Annotated in this window: 12 protein-coding genes; 4 read left to right on the forward strand and 8 right to left on the reverse strand. The window is 63.2% G+C overall.

Annotated features, from left to right (window positions below; all coding sequences use genetic code 11):
- Positions 1-64: 64 nt before the first annotated feature.
- Positions 65-1,189 (reverse strand): succinyl-diaminopimelate desuccinylase, encoded by a 1,125-nt coding sequence (gene dapE, locus J3D46_RS20310; protein WP_253468630.1) that lies wholly within the window; start codon positions 1,187-1,189, stop codon positions 65-67.
- A 95-nt stretch (positions 1,190-1,284) separates the two neighbouring features.
- On the opposite strand from dapE, the gene dapD reads away from it, so the two are divergent.
- Together dapD and J3D46_RS20320 are read left to right on the forward strand one after the other, a co-directional pair.
- Positions 1,285-2,310 carry a 2,3,4,5-tetrahydropyridine-2,6-dicarboxylate N-succinyltransferase gene (gene dapD / locus J3D46_RS20315; protein ID WP_231341909.1) on the forward strand — a complete coding sequence of 342 codons (1,026 nt, stop codon included), beginning with the start codon at positions 1,285-1,287 and terminating at the stop codon, positions 2,308-2,310.
- A 13-nt stretch (positions 2,311-2,323) separates the two neighbouring features.
- Positions 2,324-3,166 (forward strand): hypothetical protein, encoded by an 843-nt coding sequence (locus tag J3D46_RS20320; RefSeq protein WP_253468632.1) that lies wholly within the window; start codon positions 2,324-2,326, stop codon positions 3,164-3,166.
- A gap of 21 nt (positions 3,167-3,187) precedes the next feature.
- On the opposite strand, the gene J3D46_RS20325 is transcribed toward J3D46_RS20320, so the two are convergent.
- Both J3D46_RS20325 and J3D46_RS20330 read right to left on the reverse strand, forming a co-directional pair.
- Positions 3,188-3,799, reverse strand: a complete 612-nt coding sequence (locus tag J3D46_RS20325) for a hypothetical protein (protein ID WP_231341907.1) — start codon at positions 3,797-3,799, stop codon at positions 3,188-3,190.
- Between the two features lie 100 nt (positions 3,800-3,899).
- On the reverse strand, positions 3,900-4,523 hold the full coding sequence (locus J3D46_RS20330) for a TetR/AcrR family transcriptional regulator (protein ID WP_253468634.1): 624 nt from the start codon (positions 4,521-4,523) through the stop codon (positions 3,900-3,902).
- An 80-nt stretch (positions 4,524-4,603) separates the two neighbouring features.
- On the opposite strand from J3D46_RS20330, the gene galE reads away from it, so the two are divergent.
- Positions 4,604-5,647 (forward strand): UDP-glucose 4-epimerase GalE, encoded by a 1,044-nt coding sequence (gene galE / locus J3D46_RS20335; RefSeq protein ID WP_253468636.1) that lies wholly within the window; start codon positions 4,604-4,606, stop codon positions 5,645-5,647.
- Between the two features lie 82 nt (positions 5,648-5,729).
- Here the strand turns inward: galE and J3D46_RS20340 are convergent, their stop codons facing one another.
- From J3D46_RS20340 to typA, 5 genes are all read right to left on the reverse strand, one after another.
- Positions 5,730-7,013 (reverse strand): citrate synthase, encoded by a 1,284-nt coding sequence (locus tag J3D46_RS20340; protein WP_144648484.1) that lies wholly within the window; start codon positions 7,011-7,013, stop codon positions 5,730-5,732.
- Between the two features lie 232 nt (positions 7,014-7,245).
- Positions 7,246-8,394, reverse strand: a complete 1,149-nt coding sequence (gene dapC / locus J3D46_RS20345; RefSeq protein WP_256491644.1) for a succinyldiaminopimelate transaminase — start codon at positions 8,392-8,394, stop codon at positions 7,246-7,248.
- A 14-nt stretch (positions 8,395-8,408) separates the two neighbouring features.
- The gene (gene fdxA / locus J3D46_RS20350; protein WP_024817464.1) at positions 8,409-8,735 is read right to left on the reverse strand and encodes a ferredoxin; all 327 of its coding nucleotides are present in this window, start codon (positions 8,733-8,735) and stop codon (positions 8,409-8,411) included.
- A 318-nt stretch (positions 8,736-9,053) separates the two neighbouring features.
- Positions 9,054-9,470 (reverse strand): hypothetical protein, encoded by a 417-nt coding sequence (locus J3D46_RS20355; RefSeq protein WP_253468638.1) that lies wholly within the window; start codon positions 9,468-9,470, stop codon positions 9,054-9,056.
- A 33-nt stretch (positions 9,471-9,503) separates the two neighbouring features.
- Entirely contained in the window at positions 9,504-11,420 is a 1,917-nt protein-coding gene (typA, locus tag J3D46_RS20360) for a translational GTPase TypA (protein WP_089595701.1), read from the reverse strand.
- A gap of 283 nt (positions 11,421-11,703) precedes the next feature.
- Here typA and J3D46_RS20365 point away from each other — a divergent pair, with 283 nt between their 5' ends.
- The gene (locus tag J3D46_RS20365) at positions 11,704-12,561 is read left to right on the forward strand and encodes an SGNH/GDSL hydrolase family protein (protein WP_253468640.1); all 858 of its coding nucleotides are present in this window, start codon (positions 11,704-11,706) and stop codon (positions 12,559-12,561) included.
- Positions 12,562-12,580 lie beyond the last annotated feature (19 nt).

Consider the following 12,580-nt stretch of genomic DNA (forward strand, 5'->3'; position numbering starts at 1 on the left):
CTGCACCAAGCCAGAAGGTCCGCAGCCACCAGGCTGCGGACCTTCTTCTCTGTCTGCGTACGTCTTAGCCAGCCAGCCAGGTCTGCAGTGCCCGGAGGCACTCACGGATGGCATCGGCGTCGACGTGTTCGTTGTCCTTGTGCGCCAGCAGCGGGTCGCCTGGACCGAAGTTCACCGCCGGAATGCCAAGTTCACTGAAACGCGCGACGTCGGTCCAACCGTATTTGGGCTTGGGCTCAGCGCCCACTGCGGCGACGAAGGACGCGGCGGCGGGGTGGTTGAGGCCCGGGCGCGCGCCCGCGGCAGCGTCTGTGCGGACGACGTCGAAGCCTTCCAGCAGCTCGCGGACGTGCGCTTCGGCTTGGTCCGGTGTCTTGTCCGGAGCGAAGCGGTAGTTGATCTCCACCACACAGCGGTCCGGGATGACGTTCCCGGCCGTGCCCCCCTTGATTTTCACGGCGTTGAGGCTTTCGCGGTAGTCGAGGCCGTCAACGTTGATGGTCCGGGGTTCGTAGGCGGCCAGCCGGGCAAGGATCGGTGCGGCGGCGTGGATCGCGTTGACGCCCATCCATGCTCGCGCAGAGTGGGCTGTTTCCCCGATGGTGGTGGCTTCGAAACGGCTGGTTCCGTTGCACCCGCCTTCCACCGTGCCGTGCGTAGGTTCCAGAAGGATGGCAAAATCGCCGTCCAGCAAGTCGCCGTGATTGCGCACCAACCTGCCAAGGCCGCTCTTCACCGCCTCCACTTCCTCATGGTCGTAGAAGACAAAGGTGACGTCCTTGTCCGGCTCCCGACCGTCGTCGAACAGCGTTGCCGCGAGGGCGAGCTGCACCGCGACGCCGCCTTTCATGTCGGTGGTCCCGCGGCCGTAGAGCACACCTTCGCCGGGAACGCCGGACTCCCAGGTGGCCGGTACTGTGCCCAACGATCCGTCAACCGTGGGCAGGGGAACAGTGTCCAAGTGCCCTGCGAGGATGACGCGTTCAGCGCGGCCGAGTTCGGTTCGGGCGATGATGGCGTCACCATCCCGGACCACCGTGTAGGCGGGGATGGCACGCAATGCGGTCTCAACGGCGTCTGCCAGTTCGGTCTCGTTGCCGGAGACACTATTGAAGTCAATGATCGCGGCCGTCAGCAAGGCAACGTCCTGGCGCAGGTCAAGGAGGGCGGGAGCAGGGTTCAGGGTCACCCGTCCAGCCTAATCCCCGGAAACAACCACAAATGCGACTTCTACGGCATGAGACGGGTTTTAACCGACCTCTGCCTGCTGGATAGACTTGGCCCATGACTGAAACTGCTTCCTCTGCTGTGCCCGCAACCGCGCCCGCCAACCCCCGATCGGCTTATGGCTTCGGCCTCGCCACCATCGCCACCTCGGCTTCCGGGGAAGCAACCGTGCTGGACGTCTGGTACCCCGCACCCGCACTTGGTGTGGCGGCAGATACCCTGCGCGATGTTGAGAACGCCGATCCCGCGCTCACTGCACTGGCCAACGACGGCAAGGATGCCGATCGTGGCACGGAGCAGAAAGTGGTCTTCGCGCAGATTGACCTCGACGCCGCACCGGCTGACACTGCCGATGCCTACCTGCGCCTGCACCTGCTGTCCCACCGCCTGGTCACGCCGAACAGCATCAACTTGGATGGCGTCTTCGGCAAGCTTCCCAACGTCGTGTGGACCAACTTTGGCCCGGCCGCCGTTGATGGTTTCGAACTGACCCGCGCCCGCTTGCGTAAGCGCGGCAACGTGGTGGTCTATGGAGTGGACAAGTTCCCGCGCATGGTCGACTACGTTGTCCCCACCGGCGTGCGGATTGCCGACGCCGACCGCGTCCGTTTGGGTGCGCACCTCGCCGAGGGCACCACCGTCATGCACGAAGGCTTCGTGAACTTCAACGCAGGCACCCTGGGCACCTCCATGGTGGAGGGCCGCATCTCGGCCGGCGTCGTTGCCGGCGATGGCACCGACGTTGGCGGTGGAGCCTCCATCATGGGCACGCTCTCCGGCGGCGGCAAGGAAAAGATCGCACTGGGCGAACGTGTACTGCTGGGCGCGAACTCCGGTGTGGGCATCAGCATCGGCGACGACTCAGTAGTGGAGGCCGGCCTCTACGTCACCGCCGGTACCCGCGTGCGCGTCCCCGGACCCAAGGACGAAAATGGCGAGGACACCAGCAAGATCATCAAGGCCGTGGAACTCTCCGGCGTGCCCAACCTGCTCTTCCGCCGTAACTCCACCACAGGCGGCGTGGAAGTCCTTCCCCGCAAGGGCCAGACGGTAGAGCTCAACGAGGCTCTTCACGCCAACTAGCAGGAGGACCTCCGTGCGCCGGTTCCGCCGCGCCATCGTTGCGGTGCTGGCCTTGGCCCTCGTAGCAGGTGCCATCTACGCGATCGTTGCTGTGCTGCAGCGCTCCGAGACCTTGGTCACGGAGCGCTGCGTCGCCGTCGTGGGTTCAGACAGTCATGAGCTGGCCACGGATCAAACAGCGAACGCTTCGCTGATCTCCGCGATCTCCGTCCAACGCGGGCTGCCGCCCCGGGCGGCGAGCATAGCCCTTGCGACCGCCATGCAGGAATCGCGGCTCCGGAACATTAATTATGGCGATGAGGCGGGCCCCGATTCCCGTGGCCTGTTCCAGCAGAGGCCATCACAAGGCTGGGGCACCGAGGCCCAAGTCATGGACCCTGTCTACGCAACGAATGCTTTCTATGACGGCCTGGTCAAAGTTCCCGGTTTCGAGACCATGGAAATCACCCAGGCAGCCCAAGCTGTCCAACGGTCGGCCTTCCCCCGCGCCTACGCCCAGCACGAGGGCATGGGCCGCGCTTTCGCGTCGGCCCTTACAGGGCACTCTGAATCATCGCTGGACTGCGAATTGCGCATGCCCGACGCAGCTGGTGACCCGGCCGCCGTCGTGGATGACATCACGACGGCGTTCGGCACCCAAGCGGCCACGGTACAGGGCCGTACGGTCCAGCTGGACGTCACGGGCACGCAGGCGTGGGCAGTGGCCCACTGGGCCGTGGCGAATGCCAAATCCTTGTCCATCACGCAGGTGGACGTAGGCGGACAGACGTGGAACCGCGAGAAGCGGAATGGGTGGCAGGCCGCGGCCGCGCCTTCTGAAACGGTCACCGTTACGGTGTCGGCGCCCACCACCTAAGCACTGCTTCCCCAACGTCCTTCAGGCGAGGATCTCCACCACCGGCTGGACGTAGCTACGGAACACATCGGGCTCTGACAGCAACCTGTGGCTCATGATCATGGTGCTGGGCTCCAAGTACCACGCACGGGGTTCATTGAGGGGAAGTTCAATGATCGTGAGGTCGAAGTCGCGGGAGCTGCGGCCGACTTCCAGGAGCCGGTCCTCCACCATTTCGTTCAACACCTGCGTCACGCCGTTGGCTTCCCTGGCGGCCTCAAGATCGGCGTACTCGTCAATCCTGTCTGTGGCCCAGCCCAAGGCCGAGCCAAAGTGGGCCTGCAAGACCCGTTGAAGTGCAGGGGAATTGCCGAACGCCTTGAAGCTTGGCGGTGAAAGCTCATGAGCCGGTTGGGGATACGATCTCACCAATTTCTCCCACCAGGCCTCCCATTCAGTCTTGAGGGCCTGGACGCCGCCTACGTCAGAAGTGAGGTGGGTGTGGTCCGCATGCCGGACTTTGGGGGCTGCGTGGGACAGGCTCGGTTTTCCGGCACCGTCCAGTCCAGCTACATCGCGCAAGTACAGGGCGATGAGCATCGGCCCGGACGTGTCCATGGTGATGCGCCATCCCGGGCCGCCTGACTCATGCATCCGAATTCCTCCCTTGGCAGGTTCCCGACAAGTCCCAGTCTATTCCCGTTGAGTCTGGACGGTAGTGGCGGGGCGGCACTGGTTGACGGAAGCACCCGTCCTAGTGCGCCGGCACTGCACCCAGGGATCGCAGGTGCGCGGTGAGGACGTCGCTGCACATTTCCGCCGTCATCCATTCCGGCTGCAGCAACGCATGCATGCACAGCCCATCCATCGTGGCCAACAGCCGCTCGGCTTCGGTGACGAGGGTTTCCTGGACGTCCGCACCCCCAGGGCTCAGGAGCATGATCAAACGCCCGACGACGGCCGCTACGGTGCGGTGGCTGCGCTCGGCTTCGGCCGCCAGGACGGGCTTGATCCGGGCAGCGTGCCTGAACGCCATCCACACGCAGGCATCCACTGCGAGTTCCTCGTCCAACGGCAGGAATTGTCCCAGCAGGTTAAGGACAGCGGCATGCTGTTCCGGGCTGCCACCCGCCTGTTGCTCGACTACTGTCAGCGCTGATTCAAGCCGTCCGGCAATGCGGTCGATCACTGCGCCAAACGAGAAGACCAGGAGGTCGTCGCTGCTGGCAAAGTAGTGCCGGACGGAACCCACGGCCAGTCCTGCCTCGTCCGCTACTTCCCTGAGGGATGCCCGCTCCAGGCCATCGCTGGCAATGATCCGGAATACAGCGTGGACAACATCAAGGCGCCGGGCTTCGGCATCAACTATTTTGGGCACTAATAGTTTTTAGCACGAACGTGCTTCAACACCGCTCAACACAGAGCGGTGTGGCTCCGATTTCCGCTAGCGTAGGAACCATGAAAATTCTTGTCACGGGTGGCACCGGCTACATCGGTTCCCACACCGTTTTGTCCCTTCAGGAAGCCGGCCACGACGTCGTCGTGCTTGATAACCTCGTGAACTCCAGCGAGGAATCCCTCCGCCGGGTTTCGGAGCTCACCGGCAAGACCGCCGCGTTCCACAAGGTGGACCTGGTGGACGAGCCCGCAGTTGAGGCCGTGTTCGACCAGCACCAGATCGACGCCGTCATCCACTTCGCCGGGCTGAAGGCCGTGGGAGAGTCCGTTCAGGAACCCCTGGCTTACTACTACAACAACATCGTGGGCACCTTGAACCTGCTCCGGGCCATGGACAAGCACAATGTGCGCTCCATCGTTTTCAGTTCTTCTGCAACGGTGTATGGCGAGCACAACCCGATCCCCTATATCGAGAAGATGGAAATCGGCGCGAACAACCCGTACGGCCGCACCAAGGAACAGATCGAGGACATCCTCTCGGACCTGGGCAACGCGGACGACCGCTGGCATATCGCACTGCTGCGCTACTTCAACCCGGTGGGCGCCCACCCGTCCGGCCGCATCGGCGAGGACCCCCAAGGCATCCCGAACAACCTCGTTCCATTCATTGCGCAGGTAGCCGTCGGACGCCGCGAAAAGCTGATGGTCTTCGGTGGGGACTACGACACCCCCGATGGCACCGCGCAGCGGGACTACATCCACGTGGTGGACCTGGCGGATGGACACGTAGCAGCCCTGAACTACATCGCAGAGCGCGCCGGCGTGCGCCGCTGGAACCTCGGCTCCGGCCGCGGCTCCTCTGTCCTGGAGGTCCTGCGCTCCTTCGAGAAGGCCGTCGGTCAGCCGATTCCTTATGAGATCACCGGCCGCCGGGCGGGCGATCTTCCCGCCTTCTGGGCCGACGCTTCCTCAGCCCTGGCCGACCTCGGTTGGTCCACCACCAAGACCGTGGACCAGATGTGCGAGGACCACTGGCGCTGGCAGAAGAACAACCCCTTCGGATACAACGCTGCTGCTGCGACTTCCGCAACAAACAACGCCTAGGCGACCAACGCCTCAGTAATTAACGACGGCGGCCGCCCACCTCGCGCGAGGTGGGCGGCCGCCGTCGTTATAAGGCCTGGTACTAGTTGGCCGGGTAGTTGCGCTCCGGCTCCCCTGTGTAGAGCTGCCGCGGGCGGCCGATCTTGGTCTGGGGGTCGTTGATCATTTCGCGCCACTGGGCAATCCAGCCCGGGAGGCGCCCGATGGCGAACAGCACGGTGAACATCTTCTCGGGGAAGCCCATGGCCTTGTAGATGAGGCCGGTGTAGAAGTCGACGTTCGGGTAGAGCTTGCGCTGGATGAAGTAGTCGTCAGCCAGGGCCTTCTCTTCGAGGCGCATGGCGATGTCCAGCAGTTCGTCGTTGCCGCCGAGCTTGCCGAGAACTTCGTGGGCCGTTGCCTTGATGATCTTGGCGCGGGGATCGTAGTTCTTGTACACGCGGTGTCCGAAGCCCATAAGGCGGACGCCGTCTTCCTTGTTCTTGACCTTCTCCATGTAATCCTCGGGCTTGATGCCGTCGGCCTGGATCTGGCGGAGCATTTTCAGCACGGCCTCGTTGGCTCCACCGTGGGCGGGTCCGAAGAGTGCGTTGATGCCGGCGGACACCGACGCGAAGAGGTTCGCGTTGGACGAACCCACCAAACGCACGGTGGACGTGGAACAGTTCTGCTCGTGGTCAGCGTGCAGGATGAGCAGCAGGTCCAACGCCTTGACGACCACCGGATCCATTTCGTACTGCTCAGCCGGGAGGCCGAAGCTCAGACGCAGGAAGTTCTCCACCAGGTTCATGGAGTTGTCCGGGTAGAGCATCGGCTGGCCGATGGACTTCTTGTGGGCGTAAGCGGCAATGACGGGCAGCTTGGCCATGAGGCGGATGGTGGAAACTTCCACGTGCTCCGCGTTGAACGGATCCAGCGAGTCCTGGTAGAACGTGGACAACGCCGAAACAGCCGAGGACAGTACCGGCATGGGGTGTGCGTCGCGCGGGAACCCGCCGAAGAAGCCCTTGAGCTCTTCATGCAGGAGCGTGTGGCGGCGGATGCGCTGATCGAACTCTTCCAACTCCGTGGGGGTGGGAAGGTTGCCGTAGATCAGCAGGTAGGAAACTTCGAGGAAGCTCGAGTGCTGCGCGAGCTGCTCGATCGGGTAGCCGCGGTAGCGCAGGATGCCTGCGTCGCCGTCGATGTAGGTAATGGCCGAGGTGGTGGCCGCTGTGTTCATGAAGCCGGGGTCATAGGCAACGGCGCCCGTCTGCTTCAGCAGCTTGGAAACGTCGTAGCCTTCGTTTCCTTCTACAACCTGGATGCGCGGCAGTTCGAGTTCGCCGCCGGCATGGCGCAGTGTTGCGCTGGTGGTCTCAGTCATGGAGTCCCCTTCATGAGGCCTTTGGGCCTCTATCGAACGCTTGTCCAACCAACTTCTGGTGCCGCCGCCTTCGGCCCTACTGTTGCAGGGCTCCAACGGCCGAAGTGCTTTCTTAGTGAAGGCCACCATTGATAGTCAGTTAAAAAGCTACCGCCAGTAACCCTACGGAACTAATCCGTGCCGTCCGGTTACTGGCGGAATGACGCTGTTAGTGGTGCAAGTCACAGCATTGTTATGCGCTGGACCCAAGTCGGTCCACAGCAGCGTCGATTCGTTCGTCGCTTCCCGTGAGGGCGACACGGATGAAGCCATTGCCGGCGTCGCCATAGAAAACTCCGGGACCGACCACGATGCCAAGCTCAGCGAAACGAGCCACCGTGTCCCAGGTTGCCTCACCGGCAGTCGACCACAGGTAAAGGCCGGCCTTGGATTCGTGGATCTGCAATCCGAACTTCTCCAGCGCGGGCACGATTCTCTCGCGGCGCCCACGGTACAGATCCTTTTGGGCCAGAACATGGCTCGCATCACCCAAAGCAACGCGCATCGCTTCCTGCACGGGGAAGGGAACAATCATGCCGGCATGCTTGCGGCTGTTGACCAGATTGGCCATGATCGCCGAGTCGCCGGCCACGAAGGCGGCACGGTAGCCGGCCAGGTTGGACTGCTTGCTCAACGAGTACACGCACAACAGGCCGTGGGTGGACCCACCTGTGACGCGGGGATCCAGGATGCTGGGCACAGCTTCTCCCCCGCGCTGGGCGTCCCATTCGCCCCAGCCGAGCTCGGCGTAGCATTCGTCCGAGGCCACCACGGCACCAAGTTCGCGGGCCTGGCTCACGATCCTGCGGAGCGATTCCACGTCCCGGACACTGCCGGTGGGATTGCCCGGCGAGTTGATCCACACCAAGCGGACCTTCGCGCGGGTGGCAGCATCCAGTTCATCCAGGTCGTCGGCAGCCACGGCCGTGGCGCCTGCCAGTGAAGCGCCAATGTCGTACGTCGGGTAAGCAACCGTAGGACGCACAACAACATCCCCGGCGCTGAGGCCGAGCAAGAACGGCAGCCAGGCCACCAGCTCCTTGGAACCCACCGTCGGCATGACGTCCTTGGGGTCCAAGCCCGGGACGCCGCGGCGGCTGGCGAACCAATCCACCACGGCCTGCCGCAGTGCTTCTGTGCCATGAACTGTGGGATAGCCATGGGCGTCCGCAGCGGCGGCAAGGGCATCACGGATCAGCCCCGGGGTGGGGTCCACAGGCGTTCCAATGGAAAGATTCACTGCACCGCCCGGGTGCTTGGCGGCCGTGGCGACATACGGCGCCATGGCCTCCCACGGGTAGTCAGGCAGGTTCAGGCCAAAAGCCGGGGCCGCGGAAATCAAAGAAGCTACCGCCCTTAGTGGTCTTGGTTCTGCGGGGGCAGTGCCGAGATGAACGGGTGGTCCTTGCCTGTGTTGCCAATTTTGGCAGCTCCGCCCGGAGAGCCAAGGTCGTCAAAGAACTCGACGTTGGCCTTGTAGTAGTCAGCCCACTCTTCCGGGGTGTCATCCTCGTAGTAAATGGCCTCAACCGGGCACACGGGTTCACAGGCACCACAGTCGACACATTCATCGGGGTGGATGTAGAGGGAACGCTCACCTTCGTAAATGCAGTCGACAGGGCACTCTTCAATACATGCCTTGTCCTTGACATCCACACACGGCTGCGCGATTACGTACGTCACGTCCCAGACCTCTCCACGGTTTGTCCCGGCGATGGCCGGGTAATACTGCCGGCATCATGCCGGACACTCAACTTCCGAGCCTATTATCCAACAGTCCGCTAACGCCAACCTAGCCCGCGTCTTAGTATGAAACGGTGACTCCCCCGCATTTGCCGCCCAGACAGTTCCTCCTCACTGCAGAGCCAGGTATCCGGGTGGTGGTCCGTTACAGGGTCGACGACGGCCTGACGGACGCATTGGGCTACCTGCTGGACACCAGCGAGAACAGTTGCACGGTACGGACCCGCACGTCCGACGTCGAAATTCCCCTTGCGATGGTCATCGCGGCAAAAGAGGTTCCACCGCCACCGCCGCGGCGGCAGGCTGTCCGGCGCGAAGGCGGCTCGCCACCACCAGCATGACCAGTGTCACTGCTGCGATGCCGAAGACCCATACATTGCCCACGGCGTCGCCGAGGACCAACTGTTTGGCCGGTCCCGCGGATGACAGGACGCCGACGGCGGCGTAGCTCACCACGCCGGATACCGCCGTCGGCAGTATCGAGCGCGACCAGGCGGCCAACCACAACTGCACGGAGGCCAACAGCACCAGTGCCGCCACAACGCCCCACGGAACCTCGACGCCGGCCACCGACGCTGCTTGGCGGTGCAGGGCCGTACCTGCCGTGGCAACGAAAAGAGCCGCCAGTACGGCCGCGGCAATGCCACGAACCGTACCGGCGGCTCCTCTCTTCATTCAGCTGTTCCTGACTGTGTCAGTCAGTGCAGGCTAGGACTTGGCGCGGGCGCGGTTGGCCTTGGCGCGCTCGTTGGAGTCCAGGATGACCTTACGGATACGGATGGCATCCGGGGTTACCTCGACGCACTCGTCTTCGCGGGCGAATTCGAGGGACTCTTCGAGGGTGAGATCACGCGGCGGCGTCAGGTTTTCGAAGGTGTCGGAGGAAGCGGCACGCATGTTGGTGAGCTTCTTTTCCTTGGTGATGTTGACGTCCATGTCATCAGCGCGGGAGTTCTCGCCGACAATCATGCCTTCGTAAACCTCGGAGGTGGGCTTCACGAAGAAGGAACCGCGCTCCTGGAGGTTGATCATGGCGAACGGCGTCACAACGCCGGCACGGTCGGCAATCATCGAACCGTTGGTACGGTATTCGATCGGTCCGGCCCACGGCTCGTAGCCCTCGGAGATGGAAGCAGCGATACCGGCGCCACGGGTGTCCGTCAGGAACCGGGTACGGAAACCAATCAGGCCACGCGCAGGGACGATGAACTCCATGCGGCACCAGCCGGTGCCGTGGTTGGCCATGTTGGTCATGCGGCCCTTGCGGGCAGCCATGAGCTGCGTGACGGCGCCCAGGTATTCCTCAGGCACGTCGATGGTCATGTGTTCCATCGGCTCGTGCAGCTTGCCGTCGATGGTCTTGGTGACAACCTGCGGCTTGCCGACGGTCAGCTCGAAGCCTTCGCGACGCATCTGCTCAACCAGGATGGCCAGCGCGAGCTCGCCACGGCCCTGGACTTCCCAGGCGTCGGGACGCTCGGTGGGGAGGACCTTGATGGAGACGTTACCGATCAGTTCCTTGTCCAGGCGATCCTTCACCTGGCGGGCCGTGACCTTGGCGCCCTTGACCTTGCCGGCCAGCGGCGAGGTGTTGATACCGATCGTCATGGAGATCGCGGGATCGTCCACGGTGATCAGCGGCAGCGGCTGCGGGTTCTCGGCGTCGGTCAGGGTTTCACCAATGGTGATTTCCTCGATGCCGGCCACAGCGACGATTTCGCCCGGGCCTGCGGATTCGGCAGGAACACGGGTGAGAGCCTTGGTGGCGAGCAGTTCGGTGATCTTGACGTTCTTGAGCTCACCGTTTGCACGAGCCCAAGCAACGGTCTGGCCCTTGCGGAGGGTTCCGTTGTAGATGCGGAGCAGGGCGAGGCGGCCAAGGAACGGCGAAGCGTCCAGGTTGGTCACGTGTGCCTGCAGCACGCCGTCCGGGTTGTAGGTCGGAGCCGGGATGTGCTCAATGATGGTCTTGAAGAGAGGCTCGAGGTCCTCGTTCTCCGGAGCCGAGCCGTTGGCCGGCTGGTCCAGGGACGCACGGCCAACCTTGGCGGCAGCGTAGACGACGGGAACTTCGAGGACCTTATCCAGGTCCAGGTCCGGAACTTCGTCGGCGAGGTCCGAAGCGAGGCCAAGGAGCAAGTCCATGGACTCGTGGACAACTTCGTCGATGCGGGCGTCGGGACGGTCGGTCTTGTTGACCAGGAGGATGACCGGAAGGTGCGCAGCAAGGGCCTTACGGAGCACGAAGCGGGTCTGGGGCAGCGGGCCCTCGGAGGAGTCGACCAGCAGGACGACGCCGTCAACCATGGACAGACCGCGCTCAACCTCGCCACCGAAGTCGGCGTGGCCGGGGGTGTCGATGACGTTGATGGTAATGGTCTCGCCGTTGGACGACGGGCCGTTGTAGGCAACCGTGGTGTTCTTCGCGAGGATCGTGATGCCCTTTTCGCGTTCCAGGTCACCGGAGTCCATGACACGGTCCTCAACCTCACCATGGGAAGCGAAGGAGTTGGTCTGCTTGAGCATGGCGTCGACCAGGGTGGTCTTACCGTGGTCAACGTGTGCGACGATCGCGACGTTGCGCAGATCGCTCCGCGACGCAGTGTTGGTGATGGTTTCAGACATGCGTTAATGACTCGTTTCAGTGGTGAAGTCAGCTGTTTGTATCCGCGCGCATACCTGATCGACTTGATCGGAACACACAGCGAAAAGACCCCGGGACACAGGGCACCTGCATCCAGTCTAAACGCAGTTGCATTTCCCAGCCTAAAAAGCAAGCCATTAGTCAGTCGAATGTGGCGCTGCTCACATGAGGTCACGCTTTAACAACCGCTACTCCAGATGCTGGATTTTCTTGCCGCCGTGCCCCATGATTGCTGCAGAACCAGTGCCACACGGAGACCAATCGATGCGACAATCTTCGGCCGCGTTCCGCCTGCTCGCACCATTGATCGCCATCGGCGTTCTGTCGGTAGGCTGCGGACCAAGCCCAACCACCCCAGTTTCAGCCCCCTCGCGTTCCGTCACGCCCGGCCCTGCCCAGACGGCCGCCGCCGCTTCGCCCTTAAGGACGGCCCCGTCACCGAGTGCCCTGGACTTGCCCGTCGGCTCGCTCTACAAAAACCCGGCCAACAACCGCAACGAGCTGGTGCTGGCTGATGTTCGCCACACTGCCGTGCTGATCGGCGATTCGCAGTCGATGCCGAAGGAATCGTGGCCACAGCAGGGCATCGCGGCCCTCGGATACAAGTTGCACGTGGTGGGCATGGGCGGCACCGGTTTCGTGGCCGCCAACGGTAAAACAGGCAACTACATCGATGCATTGCAGCGCGGCGACTGGATACTGCCGTACGGCGACCCCCCTCTGATTGTGGTGCAGGGGGGCGGCAACGACGCCTCGCAGAAGGCCACCGACGCACAGATCGCCAGTAACGCCGAGCGATTGTTGGCCGCACTGAAGAAGCGCTACCCCGGCGCCGCCTTGGCGGTGATCGGAACCTTGGCACGCGGCGCAAGCAACGGAGGGGGCCGTCGCACTGAAGTGGACGCCTTATTAGGGCGGATTGCTGCCAAGCACGGAATCCCGTTCGTCAGTACTGGTGATTGGCTCACCCGTTACGACGCAATTGAGGATCTCCAGGACGGCGTGCACATGAAGCCCTCCGGGCACGCCAAGCTTGGCGCGGTCTTGGCCCGTGAGCTCACTGCATTGGGTCTCAAGCCCCGCCCCGACAACGAGGCCCCGGCGAAGACTCCCGCTCCGTAGCGGGCCCCTCAACGGGCAG

It is taken from the genome of Paenarthrobacter sp. A20 (assembly GCF_024168825.1).
GTDB lineage: Bacteria > Actinomycetota > Actinomycetes > Actinomycetales > Micrococcaceae > Arthrobacter.